Genomic DNA, 23,030 nt, shown 5'->3' on the forward strand with positions numbered 1-23,030 from the left:
GCCCGCGACAGGGTCGTTAAACACTGGAGAATAACAATGAAAAACCTGGTAATGACCTGCGCACTGCTTTCCGGTTTCGTCGCCACCAGCGTCTGGGCAGATGCGGCAAGCGACCTGAAAAGCCGTCTTGATAAAGTTGGCAGCTTCCACGCCAGCTTCACCCAGAAGGTCACCGACGGCAGCGGCGCGGCGGTACAGGAAGGACAGGGCGATTTATGGGTGAAACGCCCGAACCTGTTCAACTGGCACATGACCCAGCCCGATGAGAGCGTACTGATCTCTGATGGTAAAACGCTGTGGTTCTATAACCCGTTTGTTGAGCAGGCGAGCGCCACCTGGCTGAAAGACGCCACCGGCAATACGCCGTTCATGCTGATCGCCCGTAACCAGAGCAGCGACTGGCAGCAGTACAACATCAAACAAAACGGTGATGACTTTGTTCTGACGCCGAAATCCGGCAGCGGTAACCTGAAGCAGTTCACCATTAACGTGAGCAGCAACGGCACCATCAATCAGTTCAGCGCCGTAGAGCAGGACGATCAGCGCAGCAGCTATACGCTGAAAGCCCAGCAGAACGGCGCCGTAGACGCGAGCAAATTTACGTTTACCCCGCCGCAGGGCGTAACAGTGGACGATCAACGTAAGTAGAGGTCTGAGTGGGCAACCTGACGCTCGATTTTTCCGACAATACTTTTCAACCTCTGGCCGCGCGTATGCGGCCAGAAAATTTAGCGCAGTACATCGGGCAACAGCATCTGCTGGCTCCGGGTAAGCCTTTGCCGCGCGCAATCGAAGCAGGGCATCTCCATTCGATGATCCTCTGGGGGCCGCCTGGCACCGGGAAAACCACGCTGGCGGAAGTGATCGCCCGTTATGCCGATGCCGACGTGGAGCGCATTTCCGCGGTGACCTCCGGGGTGAAAGAGATCCGCGAAGCCATTGAGCGCGCGCGTCAGAGCCGCAATGCCGGTCGCCGCACCATTCTGTTTGTCGACGAAGTGCACCGCTTCAACAAAAGCCAGCAGGACGCATTCCTGCCGCATATTGAAGACGGCACTATCACCTTCATTGGCGCGACCACCGAAAACCCCTCATTCGAGCTGAACTCGGCGCTGCTTTCACGGGCGCGCGTCTACCTGCTGAAATCACTTACCACGCAGGATATTGAGCAGGTGCTGGATCAGGCGATGAACGATAAAGAGCGCGGCTACGGCGGTCAGGATATCGTGCTGCCGGATGAGACGCGGCTGGCTATCGCTGAGCTGGTCAACGGCGATGCGCGCCGGGCGCTGAACACGCTGGAAATGATGGCGGACATGGCGGAAACCGACGACAGTGGCAAGCGCGTGCTGCTCCCGGCTTTGCTGACGGAAATTGCCGGCGAGCGCAGCGCCCGTTTCGATAATAAAGGCGACCGTTTCTACGATCTGATCTCCGCCCTGCATAAATCGGTACGCGGCTCGGCTCCCGATGCCGCGCTCTACTGGTACGCCCGCATTATCTCCGCCGGTGGCGATCCGCTCTACGTGGCGCGCCGCTGTCTGGCGATCGCCTCGGAAGACGTCGGCAACGCCGACCCCCGTGCGATGCAGGTAGCGATTTCCGCCTGGGACTGCTTTACCCGGGTTGGCCCGGCAGAAGGCGAGCGGGCGATTGCGCAGGCGATTGTCTACCTCGCCTGTGCCCCAAAAAGTAATGCTGTCTATACCGCTTTTAAAGCAGCTCTGCGCGACGCGCGGGACCGGCCGGATTACGATGTGCCTGTGCACCTGCGAAATGCGCCGACGAAGCTAATGAAAGAGATGGGCTATGGCGATGAGTACCGCTACGCGCATGATGAGCCAAACGCCTATGCCGCTGGCGAAGACTATTTCCCCGCTGAAATGGCACAAACGCGCTACTATCGCCCGACAAACCGGGGTCTTGAAGGCAAAATTGGCGAAAAGCTCGCCTGGCTTGCTGAACAGGATCAGAAAAGCCCCACAAAACGCTACCGTTAGCGCAGGCCTTGCGGTAAGGTTACCGGACGCGCGCTCATCGGCGCTGCTCCCGGTGTATCCCTGATTATCAGCGTCTTAACCGGCGTGGGATGCTAACCATTCAGCCCGAAGATGACACGTAACTCAATCATTTGTATGGCCGCAGGCTGTGGCCATATTCACTTTTATTCGATAAGCACAGGATAAGCATGCTCGATCCCAATCTGCTGCGTACCGAGCCAGACGCAGTCGCTGAAAAACTGGCACGCCGGGGCTTTAAGCTGGACGTAGATAAGCTGCGCGCTCTTGAAGAGCGTCGCAAGGTTCTTCAGGTGAACACCGAGAATCTGCAGGCGGAGCGCAACGCACGATCGAAATCCATCGGCCAGGCGAAAGCGCGCGGCGAGGATATTGAGCCACTTCGTCTGGAAGTGAACAAGCTGGGTGAAGAGCTCGATGCCGCGAAAGCGGAGCTGGAAACCCTGCAGGCGGACATCCGCGAGATTGCACTGGCGATCCCCAACCTGCCGGACGACAGCGTACCGCCAGGTAAAGACGAACATGACAACGTTGAAGTTAGCCGCTGGGGCACCCCACGCAAGTTTGACTTCGACGTGCGCGATCACGTTACCCTCGGTGAGATGCACAGCGGGCTGGATTTTGCCGCCGCCGTAAAACTGACCGGCTCTCGTTTCGTGGTAATGAAAGGGCAGATTGCCCATCTGCATCGCGCTCTGGCGCAGTTCATGCTCGATCTGCACACCGAACAGCACGGCTACAGCGAAACCTACGTTCCGTATCTGGTTAACCACGACACCCTGTACGGTACTGGCCAGCTGCCGAAATTTGCCGGCGATCTGTTCCACACGCGTCCGCTGGAAGAAGAGTCCGACAGCAGCAATTACGCGCTGATCCCAACCGCTGAAGTGCCGCTGACTAACCTCGTGCGCGACGAGATCGTTGACGAAGAGTCGCTGCCGTTGAAGTTTACCGCGCATTCGCCGTGCTTCCGCTCTGAAGCGGGATCCTACGGGCGTGATACCCGCGGCCTGATCCGCATGCACCAGTTCGATAAAGTAGAGATGGTGCAGATCGTGCGTCCGGAAGACTCCATGGATGCGCTGGAAGAGATGACCGGCCATGCAGAGAAAGTCCTGCAGCTGCTCGGTCTGCCGTATCGTAAAGTGCTGCTGTGCACCGGCGATATGGGCTTCGGCGCCTGCAAAACGTACGATCTTGAAGTCTGGGTACCGGCGCAGGACACCTACCGTGAAATCTCCTCCTGCTCTAACGTAGGGGATTTCCAGGCGCGCCGCATGCAGGCTCGCTGCCGCAGCAAGGCTGATAAGAAGCCGCGCCTGATGCACACCCTGAACGGCTCCGGCCTGGCGGTGGGGCGTACTCTAGTGGCGGTGCTGGAAAACTACCAGCAGGCTGATGGCCGTATCCAGATCCCCGACGTGCTGCGCCCTTATATGAAAGGGCTTGAGTTCATCGGTTAATCGTAAAAAGCGCCTGCGGGCGCTTTTTCTTTTCCCTGTTATCCCTTCATCTCTCGCCCTTTTCCTGTTGGTATCGCTTTATCAGACGCTGAAAGATTGATGAAATTTTTCAACTGATATCTGGCATCCTCTGCCGCTTAAAAATTCATGTAATCAATAAGATAAACGTAACGCTGTGCTGGCGCTTCGTTACGAGGATGAATGAATCGAATCGTGAAGCAGAAAAACGCCTCAGGCGTGATTTCTGGCGGATTGACAATGTTTTTGGCGGTGGCATGATGCGCACGAATTCTGACTCTCCTCACGGTTTTTATCCATGACCACATACACCCGGCCAGTGCTGCTTTTGCTCTGTGGCCTGCTTTTGTTGACCCTTGCTATCGCGGTGCTAAACACCCTGGTACCGCTCTGGCTCGCTCATGAAAATCTGCCGACATGGCAGGTGGGGATGGTCAGCTCCTCTTATTTCACCGGCAATCTGCTCGGCACGCTGTTAACCGGCGCGCTGATTAAGCGCTTCGGGTTTAATTACAGCTACTACATTGCTTCGGCGATTTTTGCCGCAGGCTGCGTTGGGCTGGGGATTACTGTGGGGTTCTGGAGCTGGCTGGCCTGGCGCTTCATCGCTGGCGTCGGCTGCGCCATGATTTGGGTCGTGGTGGAGAGCGCATTGATGTGCAGCGGCACCTCGCGCAACCGTGGACGCCTGCTGGCCGCATATATGATGGTCTACTACGTTGGTACGGTGCTGGGCCAGCTGCTGGTCAGCAAAGCCCCGACCGGTCTGATGGACGTGCTGCCGTGGGTAACGGGCCTGGTGCTGGCCGCCATTCTGCCGCTGCTGTTTACGCGTATCGTTAACGAACACAGCGAACATCAGGACGCGGTACAGATCTGGCCGATGCTGCGTCTGCGCCAGGCGCGTCTCGGGGTTAACGGCTGCATCATTTCCGGAATTGTGCTGGGCTCACTGTATGGGCTGATGCCGCTTTATCTCAATCATCAGGGGTTCAGCGATTCCGGCATTGGTTTCTGGATGGCGGTGATGGTGAGCGCCGGTATCGTCGGGCAGTGGCCGATTGGTCGTCTGGCAGATCGTTTCGGACGTCTGCTGGTGCTACGTGTCCAGGTCTTCGTGGTGATCATGGGCTGTATGGCAATGCTCAGCAATGCGGCGATGGGGCCGGCGCTGTTTATCCTTGGCGCTGCGGGCTTTACGCTCTATCCGGTGGCGATGGCCTGGGCCTGCGAAAAAGTTGAACATCATCAGCTGGTCGCCATGAACCAGGCGCTGCTGCTGAGCTACACCATCGGCAGCCTGCTGGGGCCGACCTTTACCGCCATGCTGATGCAGAATTACTCTGACAACCTGCTTTTCATCATGATCGCCAGCGTGTCGTTTATCTACCTGCTGATGCTGCTGCGTAAAGCCGGTGAGCATCCGACCCCGGTGGCTCACGCGTAACGAATGTTTTGCGCCAACGAAAAAAAGCCTGTCGATGACAGGCTTTTTTATTACGCGGAGCGCTTAGTACATTACTTTGTGACCGTACTGCTCAAGGATGTCTTTCACGCGCTCCATCGTCTCTTTTTTCGGTGGTTTTACGCCGTCAAGCTTGTACTCTTCGCCCATCGCCACCCATTTATGTTTGCCCAGCTCGTGATAGGGCAGCAGCTCGATTTTTTCGACGTTGCCCATATCACGGGTGAACTCGCCAAGGCGATGTGCGGAATCATCATCATCTGACCAGCCCGGCACCACCACATAACGGATCCAGACGCGGATATTTTTCTTAGAGAGATACTTCGCGAACTCCAGCGTGCGCTGGTTGGAGACGCCCACCAGATTCTGGTGGATCTCATCATTGATCTGCTTTAGATCGAGCATTACCAGGTCGGTAACCTCCAGCAGCTCATCGATAACCGGATCGTAGCGGCGGACAAATCCGTTGGTGTCGAGGCAGGTATGAATACCCTCCTGACGGCAGGCGCGGAACCAGTCGCGCACAAACTCGGCCTGCAGGATGGCTTCGCCCCCGGACGCGGTCACGCCGCCGCCGGATGCGTTCATAAAGTGGCGGTAGGTTACCACCTCTTTCATGAGTTCTTCCACGGTGATTTCGGTACCGCCGTGGGTGTCCCAGGTATCACGGTTGTGGCAGTAGAGGCAGCGCATCAGGCAGCCCTGGAAGAAGGTGATGAAGCGGATGCCGGGGCCATCGACGGTGCCACAGGATTCGAATGAGTGTATGCGACCAATAACTGACATTGCGGTGGTTCTCCAGGAAGGGCCGTCCATGACCTTGTATATGCACAACGCCTCTTAGCCCGAGGCTACAGGTTGTGTCGAGTCTGTTTTGGCGGATACCCATTACTGTAGATAACTGGCAAAACAGGCTATGGAGAAGGGGTTGGTAAAAAGGCCCCACGGTTGTGGAGCCTTTATTGTACGCCTTTTCAGGCAGACCGTGAATTACAGGGTCTGAGTGAAGGTACGGGTGATAACGTCCTGCTGCTGCTCTTTAGTCAGCGAGTTGAAACGCACGGCATAACCCGATACGCGGATGGTCAGCTGCGGATATTTTTCCGGGTGTTCCATCGCGTCAAGCAGCATGTCGCGGTTCATGACGTTAACGTTGAGGTGCTGACCGCCTTCGATGCTGGCTTCATGGTGGAAGTAACCATCCATCAGACCGGCAAGGTTGGTTTTACGCACTTCGTCGTCTTTACCCAGCGCGTTCGGCACGATGGAGAAGGTATAGGAGATACCATCTTTCGCGTAGGCGAACGGCAGTTTCGCAACTGAGGTCAGAGAGGCAACCGCACCTTTCTGGTCACGACCGTGCATTGGGTTAGCACCCGGGCCGAACGGCGCACCGGCGCGACGACCATCCGGAGTGTTACCGGTTTTCTTACCGTACACCACGTTGGAGGTGATGGTCAGAACAGACTGGGTCGGGATAGCGTTGCGGTAGGTAGTAAGTTTCTGAATTTTCTTCATGAAACGTTCAACCAGATCAACCGCCATGTCATCGACGCGGGCATCGTTGTTACCAAACTGCGGGTATTCACCGTCGATTTCGAAGTCGATAGCCAGGCCATCTTCGTCACGAATCGGTTTCACTTTCGCGTATTTGATAGCGGACAGGGAGTCGGCAGCAACCGACAGACCCGCGATACCGCAAGCCATGGTGCGAACCACGTCACGGTCGTGCAGAGCCATAAGAGACGCTTCGTAGCTGTATTTATCATGCATGTAGTGAATGATGTTCAGTGCGGTGACGTACTGTTTAGCCAGCCAGTCCATGAAGTGATCCATGCGTTCCATCACTTCGTCGAAGTTCAGGACATCGCCTTTGATTGGTTCAGATTTCGGACCCACCTGCATTTTCAGTTTTTCGTCCACGCCGCCGTTGATAGCATACAGCATGGTTTTCGCGAGGTTAGCGCGGGCACCGAAGAACTGCATCTGTTTGCCCACAACCATCGGGCTTACGCAGCAGGCGATAGCGTAGTCGTCATTGTTGAAGTCTGGACGCATCAGGTCGTCGTTCTCGTACTGCAGAGACGAGGTATCGATGGACACTTTCGCGGCGTATTTCTTGAAGCTCAGCGGCAGTTTTTCAGACCACAGAATGGTGATGTTCGGCTCCGGAGACGGCCCCATGGTGTATAGGGTGTTCAGGAAGCGGAAGCTGTTTTTGGTCACCAGGGTACGGCCGTCTACGCCCATACCGGCGATAGATTCGGTTGCCCAGATCGGGTCGCCGGAGAACAGCTCATCGTACTCAGGCGTACGCAGGAAGCGCACCATACGCAGTTTCATGACCAGGTGGTCAATCATTTCCTGTGCGTCTTGCTCGGTGATTTTGCCCGCTTTCAGGTCGCGTTCAATGTACACGTCGAGGAAGGTGGAAACGCGACCGAAGGACATCGCTGCACCGTTCTGAGATTTAACCGCAGCCAGGTAGCCGAAGTAGGTCCACTGTACCGCTTCCTGCGCAGTAGTTGCCGGACCGGAGATGTCGCAGCCATATTTAGCAGCCATCTCTTTGATCTGGCCCAGCGCGCGATGCTGCTCGGCAATCTCTTCACGCAGACGGATAGTTGCTTCCAGATCTTCGCCGTTTTCCAGTTTTTCCTGCAGGGACTGGAACTGGGCGTATTTGTCTTTCATCAGGAAGTCGATACCGTACAGCGCCACGCGACGGTAGTCACCGATGATACGGCCACGGCCATAGGCATCCGGCAGGCCGGTCAGCACGCCAGACTTACGGCAGTTCAGGATGTCTTTGGTGTAAACGTCAAACACGCCCTGGTTGTGAGTTTTACGGTATTCGGTGAAGATTTTTTTCAGGGACGGGTCCAGCTCGCGGTTATACGCTTTGCAGGAGCCTTCGACCATTTTGATGCCGCCGAACGGGATGATGGCGCGTTTCAGCGGCGCATCGGTCTGCAGACCAACAATTTTTTCCAGCTTCTTGTTGATATAACCCGCGTCGTGAGAGGTGATGGTGGAGGCGAGGTCAGTGTCGAAGTCTACCGGGGCGTGAGTGCGGTTTTCCAGCTTCACGCCTTCCATTACGCTGTCCCACAGGGTAGTGGTTGCCTCGGTTGCACCGGCCAGGAAGGATTCATCGCCCTCATACGGGGTGTAGTTTTTCTGGATGAAGTCACGGACGTTTACTTCATTCTGCCAGTCGCCTTTCGCAAAACCTTCCCAGGCTGTGGCCAATTTTTCATTAAGCTCGGACATGTAACACCTACCTTCTTAAGTGGATTTCTTATTACTGCGCGACATTAACGGTGTTGATCGTCGCCACGCAGGTAAATTACCCAGTACGTCAACCCAACTAACAAACCGCCGCCGATAATGTTGCCGATAGTCACCGGTATCAGATTGTCGGTAATAAAGTTCATGATAGTCAGATGAGGAAAACTTTCCGGAGAAGAGCCAACCGCGCTCCAGAACTCCGGGCTTGCAAAGTGGCGGATCACGATGCCCATCGGGATCATGAACATGTTTGCGATGCTGTGCTCAAAGCCGCTGGCAACAAACATGCCCACTGGCAAGACCATAATAAATGCTTTGTCGACCAGGCTACGACCGGAGTAGCTCATCCATACCGCAAGGCACACCATCAGGTTCGCCAGGATACCGAGGCTGACTGCCTCAATAAAGGTATGGTGTAGCTTGTGATCCGCGGTCTGCAGGACGTTCATCCCCCAGCCGCCATTGGCCGTCATATACTCGCCGGATAACCACATCAGCAGCACGAACAGCAGCGCGCCAATCAGGTTGCCCACATAAACGTTAAGCCAGTTGCGACCCAGTTGGCCCCAGGTGATACGACCGCTGGCTTTCGCCACCACAATCAACACCGTTGAGGTAAAGAGATCCGCGCCGCAGATAACGCATAAAATCAAACCAAGGGAAAAACAGATGCCGCCAATCAGCTTTGCAATCCCGAAAGGCATTGCGGCAGTGCCGGTTGTGGCCGTGATATAAAAAACAAAGGCTATGGAGATGAAGACGCCCGCGGTAATCGCCAGATAAAAGGTTTTCAGCGGATGCTTCGTTGCTTTATAAACTCCCGCTTCTTCGGCAACTTTTGCCATGGCAGCTGGAAGTAAAAGATCAAAAGGGTTGTCAGCTTTCACACTAACTCTCTCTTTTATTAAGTCGGCATGAAGATACTAACAAAGCATTATAGGGCAAAATTTGACTTGGATCATAAAGCGCCAGATTTATAGCCCTTTATCAGGTGGGGTTATAGGTAATTTTTCGGATAACTAATTGTAATATAAATAAAAAATAAATTTTAATATTTACAAAATGAGTTGAATTAATAGCTTTTGATACGTCTGTTCTGGTTAATTAGAATGGAGTATTCACGACTGAAAGTTGCAATTTAGCCTAATAAAATAAATATCAACAACCATCATTTAACTTATCTATTACAAACCAGATTAGTTTCATTTTTATTAATAAAAAAGGGGCAACATTTTGCCCCTTGATGATGCGTTAACATGAACGGAAATTAACGTTATTTAATTACCGCTTAGTTTGTTTTCCAGTATGCCGCTTTGGCGCGCTGTAATTTTTCGTAGGCCGCCAACAGTGCCTGATGCGCCGGGAAGGCTTCCAGCGAGCCGTCGGCTGGCTGCAGGCCATAGAACGGCTCTTCACCGCTGATGGCCGCGCTTGCCGCTTCGACCGCGTCAGCACCGTACATGCGTACAAACGCGTGATGGTACTGCAGCGGATCGCGCTCATCTTCCATCGCCAGCAACAGCAGCGTCTGGAGGCAGCGATAGTAGTTGGCACGCGCCGGGCTGAACAGCGAGGCGTTGAACTCCATGGTCCACTCAGTCCAGATCAGCGCCTGATCGAGGTCGCCGCCCGCCAGCGCCAGCATCGCTTTCAGCTCGCCGATGCGCAGGGTAAACCAGCCGTTGTCTTTTCCGGTAGCAATGCCCAGCAGCTCGCGCACGCGGGTAAAGTCGTCATGGCCTTCTTCATCCAGCTGGGCAATGAGATTGAGGTAGTCCTCTTTTTCCCACTCGCTTCCCGGCAGAGAAAGCAGCGTTTCGCGCAGGTGCGCACCCATACTGTTGTTTGCCAGCCACAGATCTTCCGCCGGATAGATATCAGACATGCCCGGAACGATGATACGGCAGGCGTACACGTCCAGATGCTGATAGTCGGCGATATAGACTTCTTTATCTTCACTTTTGAAGATCGCCATCAGGGTCGCGAACTCTTGTTCGGTGGTGCCGGCAAAGCTCCAGTCCACGAACGTATAGTCGGCGTCCTGCTTAAACAGATCCCAGGAGATAAGACCGCTGGAGTCGATAAAGTGGGTTTCCAGGTTGGCGTGCTCAGCCACTTCTTCGTCATCGAAGGTGGGCGGAGTGAAGACGTCGAGGTCTTTCAGACCGCGGCCCTGCAGCAGTTCGGTAACGGTACGCTCAAGCGCCACGCCGAAGTCCGGGTGAGCACCGAAAGAAGCGAAACAGGTGCCGTTTGCCGGATTGAACAGCACCACGCAGATCACCGGGTATTTGCCGCCCAGCGAGCCGTCGTAGGCAAAAATCGGGAAGCCTTCCGCTTCGAGCTTCGCAATGGCTTCTACCACGCCCGGATAGCGCGCCAGCACCTCCTGCGGAATTTCCGGCAGGCTGATGCTTTCCGCGATAATGCGGTTTTTGATGTGGCGTTCGAATACTTCAGATAACCCCTGCACGCGCGCTTCATTGCGGGTGTTGCCCGCCGACATGCCGTTAGAGACGTAGAGATTACCGACGATGTTCATCGGAATATAGACGGTCTGCTCGTCAGACTGACGGGTGAAGGGCAGGGCGCAGATGCCACGCTCTTCATTTCCGGACTGCAGGTCGATCAGCATGCTGGCAGCCAGCTCGTTCTCCGGATCGTAAAACGCACGCAGACGGGCGTCGAGGATCCCCTCGGGCAGTGAATCATCCTCGGTCAGCGGGAACCATTTCTCGTTCGGGTAGTGCACGAACGGGCCATTGGCGATGGCGTCGCCCAGCCAGAAATCAGCAAAGAAATAGTTAGTGGAAAGACGCTCAAAGTATTCGCCCAGCGCTGAAGCCAGCGCCGCTTTTTTGGTTGCGCCTTTACCATTGGTAAAGCACAAGGCGCACTCTTTATCGCGAATATGAACCGACCAGACGTTCGGCACCGGGTTCAGCCAGGACGCCTCTTCAATGTTGAAACCGAGATCGCTCAGCTGTTGCTGAAAGCGAGCTATGGAGTCTTCCAGGGCGGCATCTTTGCCAGGGATGAAAGTTTGATTCATGAGGGTTTCACTTTAGTCGTACGCAAAGTGCGCAATGATACGGGTTTTAGCTGACAGGCGCTATCCTCCCGGCCGTACAGGCGAAAATAAATCTTCAGGCTATTATTAAGCTGAATAACCTACTGTAATGGCAGCTAAAAATATGAAAACGTTCGACCTCCAGCGCATGGCCTTCGACAAGGCGCCGCCGGACTTTTTATGGGAAGTGGCAACCCGCAGTCTGTATACCTTCATCCTCGTTTTCGCGTTTCTGAAACTGACCGGTCGGCGCAGCGTGCGTCAGATGTCGCTGTTTGAGGTGCTGATCATTCTGACGCTCGGCTCGGCGGCGGGGGACGTGGCGTTTTATGACGACGTGCCGATGATCCCGGTGTTTGTCGTATTTATGACCCTGGCCTTGCTCTACCGGTTAGTGATCTGGTTGATGACCCACAGCGAGCGCATGGAAAATTTCTTTGAGGGTAAACCCGTCATTATCGTCGAAGAGGGTGAACTGGCCTGGGACAAGCTTAACGCGGAAAATCTTACCGAATTTGAGTTCTTCATGGAGATGCGCGGCTGCGGGGTAGAGCATCTCGGGCAGGTGCGGCTGGCCATTCTGGAAACAAGCGGACAGATAAGCGTTTACTATTACCCTGACGACGAAGTGCGACCCGGGCTGTCGATTCTGCCTGAGTACTGCAATGAGCGTTTCCGGGTCGCGCCGGTGGATGGTCACTACGCCTGCATCCGCTGTAGCGAAGTGCTGATGCTACGCGCAGGGGCGAAAGAGCCTTGTCCGCGCTGCGGAAACCACGTGTGGGTGAAAGCAAGCGTGGCGAAGCGCATCACCTGACAGCGTATTTAACGCCCCCGGCGCAGCGTAGCCGGAACAATCTGTTGTGTGATTTTACGCACATTTTCGCGCCGGGCAGGATTACCCGTTGCTTGCTCTGCCAGGCAATGATAAAACCGATAGCCACAGAAAAAACTTATTGCTTCAAGCGTGGTGAGGGGAAATGACTCAGGTCTACAATTTCAGTTCTGGTCCGGCAATGTTACCGACGGATGTGCTCCGTCAGGCTCAGGAAGAGTTAGTCAACTGGCAGGGGCTCGGCACCTCGGTGATGGAAATCAGTCACCGTAGCAAAGAGTTTATCCACGTTGCCGAAGAGGCGGAAAAAGATTTCCGCGACCTGCTGCAGATCCCATCCAACTATAAGGTGCTGTTCTGCCACGGTGGCGGACGCGGCCAGTTCTCGGCGTTGCCCCTGAACCTGCTTGGCGATCGTACGACTGCCGATTACGTTGACGGCGGCTACTGGGCGGCGAGCGCAGTTAAAGAAGCCAAAAAATATTGCCAGCCGAACGTAATTGACGCCAAAGTGACGGTAGATGGCCTGCGAGCGCTGAAACCGATGCGCGAGTGGCAGCTCTCTGATAACGCCGCCTACGTTCACTACTGCCCGAACGAAACCATCGATGGTATCGCTATCGACGAAACCCCGGATTTTGGCGACGCCATTGTTGCGGCTGACTTCTCCTCCACCATTCTTTCCGGCCCGCTTGATATCAGCCGTTTCGGCGTCATTTACGCCGGCGCGCAGAAGAATATCGGCCCGGCCGGTCTGACGCTGGTGATCGTGCGCGACGACCTGCTCGGCAAGGCACATACTGCCTGTCCGTCAGTTCTTGATTACAGCGTGCTGAGCGAAAACGATTCGATGTTCAACACCCCGCCAACATTCGCCTGGTACCTGTCAGGGCTGGTGTTTAAGTGGCTGAAAGCGCAGGGCGGCGTGGAAGCGATGAACCGCATTAACCAGCAAAAAGCTGACCTGCTGTATGGCGTGATTGATACCAGCGATTTCTACCGCAACGACGTGGCCCCGGCTAACCGCTCGCGGATGAACGTGCCGTTCCAGCTGGCGGACAGCAACCTCGATAAGCTGTTCCTTGAGGAATCTTTTGCGGCGGGTTTGCACGCGCTCAAAGGCCACCGCGTGGTCGGTGGGATGCGCGCTTCAATCTACAATGCAATGCCGCTGGCCGGCGTGCAGGTGCTGACTGACTTTATGAAAGAGTTCGAACGCCGTCACGGTTAAGAAACCCTTTCTTTTTTCTCTCCCCGCGGCCCGGCTGCGGGGTTGTTATTTTGTTGAGTTGAGACATTTTTCATGCAGGAATCCCTGACGTTACACCCCATCGCGCTGGTCGACGGCACCATCAATCTTCCCGGTTCAAAAAGCGTATCTAACCGCGCGCTGCTGCTGGCGGCACTGGCCCACGGCACCACGGTGCTGACGAACCTGCTCGACAGCGATGACGTGCGTCATATGCTTACCGCACTCAGCGCGTTAGGCGTGCGCTATACCCTGTCTGAAGATCGCACCCGCTGTGAACTGACCGGCGTTGGCGGCCCGCTGCAGGCGCAGGGCAGCCTGGAGCTGTTCCTTGGTAACGCGGGTACCGCGATGCGTCCGCTTGCCGCCGCGCTGTGCCTCGGCCATAACGATATCGTGCTCACCGGCGAGCCGCGCATGAAAGAGCGCCCGATTGGGCATCTGGCTGACGCGCTGCGTCAGGGCGGCGCGCAGATCGACTATCTGGAGCAGGAAAACTATCCGCCGCTGCGGCTGCGCGGAGGCTTTACCGGCGGTGACGTGGAGGTCGACGGCAGCGTCTCCAGCCAGTTCCTCACGGCGCTGCTGATGACCGCACCGCTGGCGGAAAAAGATACCCATATCGCCATCAAGGGCGAACTGGTGTCGAAACCCTATATCGACATCACGCTGCATCTGATGAAGACCTTCGGGGTTGAGGTCGAAAACCAGAATTATCAGCGTTTCGTGGTGCGCGGCGGCCAGCAGTACCAGTCACCGGGCCACTACCTGGTGGAAGGGGACGCGTCGTCAGCCTCCTATTTCCTTGCTGCAGCAGCCATTAAAGGCGGCACCGTAAAGGTGACTGGTATTGGTCGCAACAGCGTGCAGGGCGATATTCGTTTTGCTGACGTGCTGGAAAAGATGGGCGCAACCATCACCTGGGGTGATGATTATATTGCCTGCACCCGCGGCGCACTGAACGGTATCGATATGGATATGAACCATATCCCTGATGCGGCGATGACTATCGCCACCACCGCGCTGTTCGCCAACGGCACGACCACGCTGCGCAACATCTATAACTGGCGCGTAAAAGAGACCGACCGTCTGTTCGCTATGGCCACCGAGCTGCGCAAAGTGGGGGCCGAAGTGGAAGAGGGGCATGACTACATCCGCGTCACGCCGCCGGCCACGCTGAATGTTGCCGAGATCGACACCTATAACGATCACCGTATGGCCATGTGTTTCTCGCTGGTGGCGCTATCCGATACCCCGGTCACCATTCTCGATCCGAAGTGCACCGCCAAAACCTTCCCGGATTACTTCGAACAGCTGGCCCGCATCAGCCGTCCAGCCTGATACCTTACAGGGGCTTACGAAAGTCGGCCCCGCTTTCCTGGCCAATTCTTCTGCACTCGCTGCTATTCCCGTCTATATTTCGCGGTAAAGATAACAGTCTGTGGCGTTGCGGCGTATAATGCGCGGCGTTCACGTTCAGGTACGCCTGATAATAAAGGAGAAGAAGATGACGGCATTAGCCCCGGTAATCACCATTGATGGCCCAAGCGGTGCAGGCAAAGGAACGCTGTGTAAAGCCATGGCGGAATCCCTGCAGTGGCACCTGCTGGACTCCGGCGCTATCTATCGCGTACTGGCGCTGGCGGCGTTGCATCACCATGTGGATGTGACCTCCGAAGAAGCGCTGGTTCCGCTGGCTGCCCATCTTGATGTGCGCTTTGTATCAACTAACGGCAATCTCGAAGTTATTCTCGAAGGTGAAGACGTCAGCGCGGAAATCCGCACTCAGGACGTTGCTAACGCCGCCTCGCAGGTCGCGGCGTTTCCACGCGTGCGAGAAGCCCTGTTACGCCGCCAGCGCGCATTCCGTGATGCGCCGGGTCTTATCGCTGACGGTCGCGATATGGGTACCGTGGTGTTCCCTGACGCGCCGGTAAAAATTTTTCTCGACGCCTCTTCGGAAGAGCGCGCGCATCGCCGCATGCTACAGTTGCAGGAGAAGGGCTTTAGTGTTAACTTTGAACGCCTTTTGGCCGAGATAAAAGAGCGTGACGACCGCGATCGCAACCGTCCCGTAGCGCCATTAGTGCCGGCAGCCGACGCGCTGGTACTGGACTCAACCAGTCTGAGTATCGAGCAAGTGATTGAAAAGGCGCTGGAATATGCCAGAGAGAAACTGGCACTCGCATAACGCGACCACATTCTGAAGTACCCACTGCAATGGAGTGTGAGTGGGCATGTTAAACAACCCCATCCGGCAGTGAAGCCAGGTGGACGTTAAATTGAAGAATCCTGAAGATTATCAATATGACTGAATCTTTTGCTCAACTCTTTGAAGAGTCCCTGAAAGAAATCGAAACCCGCCCGGGTTCCATCGTTCGTGGCGTCGTTGTCTCTATCGACAAAGACGTTGTTCTGGTTGATGCGGGTCTGAAATCTGAATCTGCAATCCCTGCAGAGCAGTTCAAGAACGCAGCCGGCGAACTGGAAATTCAGGTTGGTGACGAAGTTGACGTTGCCCTGGATGCAGTGGAAGACGGCTTCGGTGAAACCCTGCTGTCCCGTGAGAAAGCTAAACGTCATGAAGCTTGGATCACGCTGGAAAAAGCTTACGAAGACGCTGAAACTGTTACCGGTGTTATCAACGGCAAAGTTAAAGGTGGCTTCACTGTTGAGCTGAACGGTATTCGTGCGTTCCTGCCAGGTTCCCTGGTTGACGTGCGTCCGGTTCGCGACACCCTGCACCTCGAAGGCAAAGAGCTTGAATTCAAAGTGATCAAGCTTGACCAGAAACGTAACAACGTTGTGGTTTCCCGTCGTGCGGTTATCGAGTCTGAGAACAGCGCTGAGCGCGATCAGCTGCTCGAAAACCTGCAGGAAGGCATGGAAGTTAAAGGTATCGTTAAGAACCTCACTGACTACGGTGCATTCGTTGATCTGGGCGGCGTTGACGGTCTGCTGCACATCACTGATATGGCCTGGAAACGCGTTAAGCATCCGAGCGAAATCGTGAACGTGGGCGACGAAATCACTGTTAAAGTGCTGAAGTTCGACCGCGAGCGTACCCGTGTGTCCCTCGGCCTGAAACAGCTGGGCGAAGATCCGTGGGTAGCTATCGCTAAGCGTTATCCGGAAGGTACCAAACTGACCGGTCGTGTAACCAACCTGACTGACTACGGCTGCTTCGTTGAAATCGAAGAAGGCGTTGAAGGCCTGGTACACGTTTCCGAAATGGACTGGACCAACAAAAACATCCACCCATCCAAAGTTGTTAACGTTGGTGACGTAGTGGAAGTTATGGTTCTGGACATCGACGAAGAACGTCGTCGTATCTCTCTGGGTCTGAAGCAGTGCAAATCCAACCCGTGGCAGCTGTTTGCTGAAACCCACAACAAAGGCGATCGCGTTGAAGGTAAAATCAAGTCAATCACTGACTTCGGTATCTTCATCGGCCTGGACGGTGGCATCGACGGTCTGGTTCACTTGTCTGACATCTCCTGGAACGTTGCTGGCGAAGAAGCCGTTCGTGAGTACAAAAAAGGCGACGAAATCGCTGCCGTTGTACTGCAGGTTGACGCAGAGCGTGAGCGTATCTCCCTGGGTGTTAAGCAGCTGGCGGAAGATCCGTTCAACAACTACGTTGCACTGAACAAGAAAGGCGCCATCGTTACTGGTAAAGTAACTGCAGTTGACGCTAAAGGTGCTACAGTTGAATTAGCAGACGGCGTTGAAGGTTACCTGCGCGCTTCTGAAGCTTCTCGTGACCGCGTAGAAGACGCTACTCTGGTTCTGAGCGTTGGTGACGACGTTGAAGCTAAATTCACCGGCGTTGATCGTAAGAACCGCGTAGTAAGCCTGTCTGTTCGTGCGAAAGACGAAGCTGACGAGAAAGATGCAATCGCAACTGTTAACAACAAACAGGAAGAAGGCAATTTCTCTAACGCTATGGCTGAAGCGTTCAAAGCAGCTAAAGGCGAATAATCGTCTTGACAGATTAAGGGCTTAGGCCTGTAATCTAGCGCTAAGGGCGGCTCCGGCCGCCCTTGTTCCATCTTAGCTGTACGATAATTTTGCCTTTAAGGAAACCGGAGGAATCATGACCAAGTCAGAACTCATTGAAAGACTTGCAAGCCAGCAGTCGCATATCCCTGCGAAAGCCGTGGAAGATGCAGTCAAAGAGATGCTGGAACATATGGCCTCTACCCTTGCCCAGGGCGAGCGTATTGAGATTCGTGGCTTTGGCAGCTTCTCCTTACACTATCGTGCACCTCGCACCGGACGTAATCCGAAAACCGGCGATAAAGTGGATCTGGAAGGTAAATACGTTCCCCACTTCAAACCCGGCAAAGAGCTGCGTGACCGCGCAAATATTTATGGCTAAGCCTTATGGCTACGTCAGGAAAAACGGCATCTTCGGGTGCCGTTTTTTTTGCCTTAATTTTGCCTGTGCAAAGGCGATCGCAACAACAAATGTAACGACAGCAAATTTATAGATAGTGCTGATAACGTCTCGCATACCCGGAAGCCTGGTGCTGACTCTGGCTGCATTTCGGCGCACGCTACGCCTTACGACATGGAGGTGGCGCGTGACAATTCCGGCAACAGCACTCTGTATAATCCTCGGTATGATGCCGCTGCTGATACTGCCAGCTCTGCCCTCCGTCGGCTGGCTGGTGGCGGCTACGGCTGCCGCGCTGATCGCTCTGCGCGGGCCGCTGCCGCTGCGCTATGTGGGCGCAACGCTGCTGGCTGGTTGCTGGGGCGTCTTTATAGCTCACCAGTCCCTTGAACCAGCCAACGATAATACCTGGCGAAACCAGCAGGTGGAGGCCGTTATTCTCGCGACGGATGGTGCGACCACGCATACGGTTAACATCATCAAGCGAGAAGGCAGATGGCTACCTGGCGCTATCCCGGTCACGCTCTACGGAAGTTATCTGCCTGAACCAGCCTGCCCGGGGCAGCGGTGGGCAATGTCTGTTGCGCTTCGTCCGGTGCATGGTCAGCTCAATGAAGGCGGCTTCGATAACCAGCGTCACGCACTGTCACAGGGGAGAACGCTGACGGGGCGCATGCTGCATGCTTCTGTCCTCGACGCCAGCTGTAGTCTGCGCGGTGGCTATATCGCCTCCGTTTCATCGGCGCTGGCGCGCTATGAGTGGCGTGATGTGATACTGGCGCTCGGCTTTGGCGAGCGGCTCAACGTCAGCGACGAGGTTAAAACGCTGATGCGCGATACCGGTACCGCACATCTGATGGCGATATCGGGGCTGCATATCGCGCTTGCCGGAGGGATAGGGTGGGGAGGGGCGCGACTGCTGCAGCGAGGATTGCCCGCCCGGCGGATAGGCCATCGGTTTCCACTCATTGCAGGCCTTGTTTTGTCCGCCCTGTATACCTGGCTTGCAGGCGGGAATCCGCCAGCGCTCAGGACCTTTATCGCATTAACGATTTGCGGCGCAATCAGTCTTAGCGGGCGTCAATGGAGCGGATGGCAGCGCTGGCTGTGCTGCATCGGCGGCATTTTGTTGATTGACCCGCTGACTGCTTTATCACAGAGCCTGTGGCTGTCTGCACTGGCGGTAGCGGCACTGTTATTCTGGTATCAGTGGGTGCCGTTCAGGCCAGGAGCATGCTGCCGTCCGGTGCGTATTCTCTATGGCATGTTGCATCTTCAGGCCGGCATCACGCTGCTGCTCATCCCGCTGCAAATTGCTATTTTTCATGGCATCAGCCTGACGTCATTGCTTGCCAATCTTATCGCGGTGCCGGGCATTACTTTTGTCAGCGTACCGCTGATCCTGGGCGGAATGGTACTCCACCTGCTGCCGTTGCCCGCAGCAGAGCAGGGTATCTGGTGGCTCGCTGACTCTTCGCTGGAGCTACTGTTTTCTGCTCTCGGCTCTCTCCCGACAGGCTGGCTGGATGTCGACGAGCGCTGGCAGTGGCTGGCATTCGCGCCCTGGTGTGCCATTGTGTTATGGCGGCTAAAGCTTGCAGCCGCGCTGCCGGGCGTGACGGCATCTCTGTTGTGCGCCGCGCTGTTCCCGCTTTTTCGCCCGGCGGAGCAAGGACGCTGGACGGTTCATATGCTAGATGTTGGTCACGGGCTGGCGATGGTTATTGAACGCAATGGCAGGGCCATACTCTACGACACCGGGAACTCCTGGGCCGGGGGGGACAGCGGTAAGCAAACCATTATTCCCTGGTTACACTGGCACCATTTACAGCCCGAAGGGATCATTCTCAGCCATGAGCATCTCGATCACCGCGGTGGGCTTGATTCCATTCTCACGACATGGCCAATGTTACCGGTGCGAAGCCCGCTGGGATGGGCCGGACATCTGCCCTGTGAACGAGGTCAGGCCTGGCGCTGGCAGGAACTGTCGTTTACCGTGCACTGGCCGCTGCCTGGTCAACGGCGGACCGGCAACAACGGTTCCTGTGTGGTCACGGTAGACGATGGCCAGCACAGCATGTTACTCACGGGCGATATTGAAGCCGACGCAGAGTTAGCTATGCTCAAACATCACTGGCAGTTTATGCGGGCCGACATTATTCAGGTGCCGCATCACGGCAGCCGAACGTCCTCCACCGCTGCCCTGCTGGGGCAGGTTGATGGCAGCGCGGCGCTTGCGTCGGTAGCACGGTACAACGCGTGGCGTCTGCCTTCAGAGAAGGTAATAGAGCGCTATCTCCGGCGTGGCTATCGCTGGAGCGATACCGCTCACGCGGGGCAAATTTCTGTCAATTTTAGTGCGCATGGCTGGCAAATAGCACGCTATCGGGAGCACATTTTACCGCGCTGGTACCATCAGTGGTTTGGCGTGTCCGCTGTAAGCGGGTAGAATGTGCGGCTATTTCAACACAAGCTGGTTTTTTGAATGCATAACGACAAAGATCTCTCCACCTGGCAGACCTTCCGCCGACTCTGGCCGATGATTGCCCCTTTTAAAGCAGGTCTGATAGTGGCTGGGGTGGCGTTAATTCTCAACGCAGCCAGCGATACGTTCATGTTATCGCTTCTGAAACCCTTGCTGGATGACGGTTTTGGTAAAGCCGACCGCTCGGTGCTTATCTGGATGCCGCTGGTGGTTATCGGTCTGATGGTACTGCGCGGCATCACCAGCTATATCTCAAGCTACTGCATCTCCTGGGTCTCGGGTCAGGTGGTGATGAACATGCGCCGTCGCCTGTTCAGCCATATGATGGGGATGCCGGTGGCGTTCTTCGATAAGCAGTCCACCGGTACGCTGCTCTCACGCATTACCTACGATTCAGAACAGGTCGCCTCTTCATCTTCCAGCGCCCTGATTACCGTGGTGCGTGAAGGGGCATCGATCATTGGCCTGTTCATTATGATGTTCTATTACAGCTGGCAGCTCTCGCTGATCCTTATCGTGATTGCACCACTGGTTTCTTTTGCTATTCGCTTTGTGTCTAAGCGTTTTCGTAACATCAGCAAGAACATGCAGAACACCATGGGTCAGGTGACTACCAGCGCAGAGCAGATGCTGAAAGGGCACAAAGAGGTGCTGATTTTCGGTGGGCAAAAAGTTGAAAGCGATCGCTTCGACAAAGTCAGTAACCGCATGCGCCATCAGGGGATGAAGCTGGTCTCTGCCACCGCCATTTCCGACCCGATTATTCAGCTCATCGCCTCGCTGGCGCTGGCGTTTGTACTCTATGCGGCGAGCTTCCCAAGCGTGATGGAAACGCTCTCTGCAGGTACCATCACCGTCGTGTTCTCATCCATGATTGCCCTGATGCGTCCGCTAAAATCCCTGACTAACGTCAACGCTCAGTTTCAGCGCGGGATGGCGGCATGCCAGACCCTGTTCTCAATCCTTGATACCGAGCAGGAGAAAGATGAAGGCACCCGCGTTATCGAGCGCGCCAAAGGCGATCTTGAGTTCCGCAACGTAACCTTCACCTATCCGGGGCGTGAGATCCCGGCGCTGCGTGATATCAACCTCAGCCTGCCGGCAGGTAAAACCGTTGCGCTGGTGGGTCGCTCCGGTTCGGGTAAATCCACGATGGCGAGCCTGATCACGCGCTTCTACGACATCGACAGCGGGGAAATCCTGCTGGACGGGCACGATCTGCGGGAATATACCCTGTCATCCCTGCGTAATCAGGTAGCGCTGGTCTCCCAGAACGTGCATCTGTTTAACGACACCATTGCCAATAACATTGCCTACGCGCGAAACGAGCAATACTCGCGCGAAGAGATCGAGCAGGCGGCGCGCATGGCGTATGCCATGGACTTTATCAACAAAATGGATAACGGCCTCGACACGGTGATTGGCGAGAACGGCGTGCTGCTCTCCGGCGGTCAGCGCCAGCGTATCGCGATTGCGCGCGCGCTGCTGCGCGATAGCCCGATCCTTATCCTTGATGAAGCCACCTCGGCGCTGGATACCGAGTCCGAACGCGCCATTCAGGCGGCGCTGGATGAGCTGCAGAAAAACCGTACCTCGCTGGTTATCGCCCACCGTCTGTCGACCATTGAGCAGGCCGATGAAATCGTGGTGGTGGAAGATGGCCGCATCGTTGAACGCGGCTCGCACGGCGATCTGCTGGCGAACGGTGGCGTCTACGCGCAGCTGCACAGAATGCAGTTCGGCGAATGATCGATAAGATCTGGTCGGGGAAATCCCCGCTCTGGCTACTCCTGTTGCCGCTTTCCTGGCTATACGGACTGGTGAGCAGTGTGATTCGTCTGAGCTATCGCGCCGGCTGGCGTCGCGCCTGGCGCGCCCCGGTGCCGGTAGTGGTGGTGGGGAATCTCACGGCCGGGGGCAACGGCAAAACCCCGGTGGTGATCTGGCTGGTGGAGCAACTTCAGCAGCGCGGCATCAGGCCCGCAGTCGTCTCACGCGGCTACGGCGGTAAAGCGGCACGCTATCCGCTGATCCTGACGCCCGACACCACCACCGCCGAAGCGGGTGACGAGCCGGTGCTTATCTATCAGCGTACCGGTGCGCCGGTGGCGGTATCGCCAAAGCGCGCTGAGGCAGTGCAGGCGCTGCTGGACGAAGCTAAACCGCAAATTATTATTACCGATGATGGCCTGCAGCATTACGCGCTGGCGCGTGACAAAGAGATTGTGGTGGTAGATGGCGAGCGCCGCTTCGGCAACGGCTGGTGGCTCCCCGCTGGGCCGATGCGCGAGCGTGCTGGTCGCCTGAAATCCGTGGATGCGGTGATAACCAACGGCGGTAAGGCGCAGCCGGGTGAGATCGCCATGCGCCTGCAGCCAGGCCTTGCCGTCAATCTGCTGACCGGCGAGCAGCGCCCGGTCGCGAGCCTGCCTGAGGTCGTCGCGATGGCGGGCATTGGGCATCCGCCGCGCTTTTTCGCCACGCTGCGGGCCTGCGGTGTGGAGCCGGTTCACTGTATCGGCCTCGCCGATCATCAGGCGTTGACCGAGTCAGATGTGCAGGCGCTGGCGCATGACACCCAGACGCTGATCATGACTGAGAAAGATGCCGTTAAGTGCCGGGGTTTTGCCCACACTAACTGGTGGTATCTGCCGGTGGAGGCAACGCTTAGTCAGCCTGAAGCCGACCGTTTGCTTGACGACATCCTGGCGCTGCTTCACTGAGAGCGTGGCGCGGG

At 55.9% G+C, this 23,030-nt stretch carries 17 protein-coding genes; 13 read left to right on the forward strand and 4 right to left on the reverse strand.

The features are described 5' to 3' along the window. The first annotated feature begins 36 nt into the window (after positions 1-36). From lolA to KFZ77_RS06565, 4 genes are all read left to right on the forward strand, one after another. Positions 37-648 carry an outer membrane lipoprotein chaperone LolA gene (lolA, locus tag KFZ77_RS06550; RefSeq protein ID WP_031525229.1) on the forward strand — a complete coding sequence of 204 codons (612 nt, stop codon included), beginning with the start codon at positions 37-39 and terminating at the stop codon, positions 646-648. A gap of 8 nt (positions 649-656) precedes the next feature. Beyond that, positions 657-2,000, forward strand: coding sequence for a replication-associated recombination protein RarA (gene rarA, locus KFZ77_RS06555; protein ID WP_264385788.1), 1,344 nt, complete (start codon positions 657-659; stop codon positions 1,998-2,000). Between the two features lie 188 nt (positions 2,001-2,188). Beyond that, on the forward strand, positions 2,189-3,481 hold the full coding sequence (gene serS, locus KFZ77_RS06560; protein WP_264385789.1) for a serine--tRNA ligase: 1,293 nt from the start codon (positions 2,189-2,191) through the stop codon (positions 3,479-3,481). A gap of 316 nt (positions 3,482-3,797) precedes the next feature. Continuing rightward, on the forward strand, positions 3,798-4,946 hold the full coding sequence (locus tag KFZ77_RS06565; RefSeq protein WP_031525234.1) for an MFS transporter: 1,149 nt from the start codon (positions 3,798-3,800) through the stop codon (positions 4,944-4,946). A gap of 63 nt (positions 4,947-5,009) precedes the next feature. Here the strand turns inward: KFZ77_RS06565 and pflA are convergent, their stop codons facing one another. The 4 genes from pflA to ycaO form a co-directional block, all read right to left on the reverse strand. Continuing rightward, positions 5,010-5,750 carry a pyruvate formate lyase 1-activating protein gene (gene pflA, locus KFZ77_RS06570; protein ID WP_264385790.1) on the reverse strand — a complete coding sequence of 247 codons (741 nt, stop codon included), beginning with the start codon at positions 5,748-5,750 and terminating at the stop codon, positions 5,010-5,012. A gap of 204 nt (positions 5,751-5,954) precedes the next feature. Further along, positions 5,955-8,237, reverse strand: a complete 2,283-nt coding sequence (gene pflB / locus KFZ77_RS06575; protein WP_031525239.1) for a formate C-acetyltransferase — start codon at positions 8,235-8,237, stop codon at positions 5,955-5,957. A gap of 44 nt (positions 8,238-8,281) precedes the next feature. Further along, a complete protein-coding gene (gene focA / locus KFZ77_RS06580) occupies positions 8,282-9,142 on the reverse strand; it encodes a formate transporter FocA (RefSeq protein ID WP_031525242.1) in 861 nt (286 codons plus the stop codon). A gap of 401 nt (positions 9,143-9,543) precedes the next feature. Continuing rightward, complete coding sequence (ycaO, locus tag KFZ77_RS06585) at positions 9,544-11,307, reverse strand: 30S ribosomal protein S12 methylthiotransferase accessory factor YcaO (protein WP_031520211.1); 1,764 nt, start codon at positions 11,305-11,307, stop codon at positions 9,544-9,546. A 142-nt stretch (positions 11,308-11,449) separates the two neighbouring features. Between ycaO and KFZ77_RS06590 the strand changes: the two genes are divergently transcribed. The 9 genes from KFZ77_RS06590 to lpxK all read left to right on the forward strand — a co-directional run bounded on the left by KFZ77_RS06590 (position 11,450) and on the right by lpxK (position 23,016). Next, positions 11,450-12,142: a DUF421 domain-containing protein gene (locus KFZ77_RS06590; protein WP_031520209.1), complete on the forward strand. Its 693-nt coding sequence runs from the start codon at positions 11,450-11,452 to the stop codon at positions 12,140-12,142. Between the two features lie 163 nt (positions 12,143-12,305). After that, on the forward strand, positions 12,306-13,391 hold the full coding sequence (serC, locus tag KFZ77_RS06595) for a 3-phosphoserine/phosphohydroxythreonine transaminase (protein ID WP_264385791.1): 1,086 nt from the start codon (positions 12,306-12,308) through the stop codon (positions 13,389-13,391). Between the two features lie 72 nt (positions 13,392-13,463). After that, complete coding sequence (gene aroA, locus KFZ77_RS06600) at positions 13,464-14,750, forward strand: 3-phosphoshikimate 1-carboxyvinyltransferase (protein ID WP_264385792.1); 1,287 nt, start codon at positions 13,464-13,466, stop codon at positions 14,748-14,750. 166 nt (positions 14,751-14,916) lie between these two features. Continuing rightward, a complete protein-coding gene (gene cmk / locus KFZ77_RS06605) occupies positions 14,917-15,600 on the forward strand; it encodes a (d)CMP kinase (protein WP_031520204.1) in 684 nt (227 codons plus the stop codon). A 116-nt stretch (positions 15,601-15,716) separates the two neighbouring features. After that, positions 15,717-17,390, forward strand: coding sequence for a 30S ribosomal protein S1 (rpsA, locus tag KFZ77_RS06610; protein WP_031520202.1), 1,674 nt, complete (start codon positions 15,717-15,719; stop codon positions 17,388-17,390). 115 nt (positions 17,391-17,505) lie between these two features. Further along, positions 17,506-17,790 (forward strand): integration host factor subunit beta, encoded by a 285-nt coding sequence (gene ihfB / locus KFZ77_RS06615; protein ID WP_031520200.1) that lies wholly within the window; start codon positions 17,506-17,508, stop codon positions 17,788-17,790. Positions 17,791-17,995: 205 nt separating this feature from the next. Continuing rightward, positions 17,996-20,257: a ComEC family protein gene (locus KFZ77_RS06620; protein ID WP_264385793.1), complete on the forward strand. Its 2,262-nt coding sequence runs from the start codon at positions 17,996-17,998 to the stop codon at positions 20,255-20,257. A 36-nt stretch (positions 20,258-20,293) separates the two neighbouring features. Then, entirely contained in the window at positions 20,294-22,042 is a 1,749-nt protein-coding gene (gene msbA / locus KFZ77_RS06625) for a lipid A ABC transporter ATP-binding protein/permease MsbA (protein ID WP_264385794.1), read from the forward strand. After that, positions 22,039-23,016 carry a tetraacyldisaccharide 4'-kinase gene (lpxK, locus tag KFZ77_RS06630; protein WP_264385795.1) on the forward strand — a complete coding sequence of 326 codons (978 nt, stop codon included), beginning with the start codon at positions 22,039-22,041 and terminating at the stop codon, positions 23,014-23,016. The genes msbA and lpxK overlap by 4 nt, the downstream gene beginning before the upstream one ends. Positions 23,017-23,030 lie beyond the last annotated feature (14 nt).

Source organism: Siccibacter colletis (genome assembly GCF_025914095.1).
Classification (GTDB): domain Bacteria; phylum Pseudomonadota; class Gammaproteobacteria; order Enterobacterales; family Enterobacteriaceae; genus Siccibacter; species Siccibacter colletis.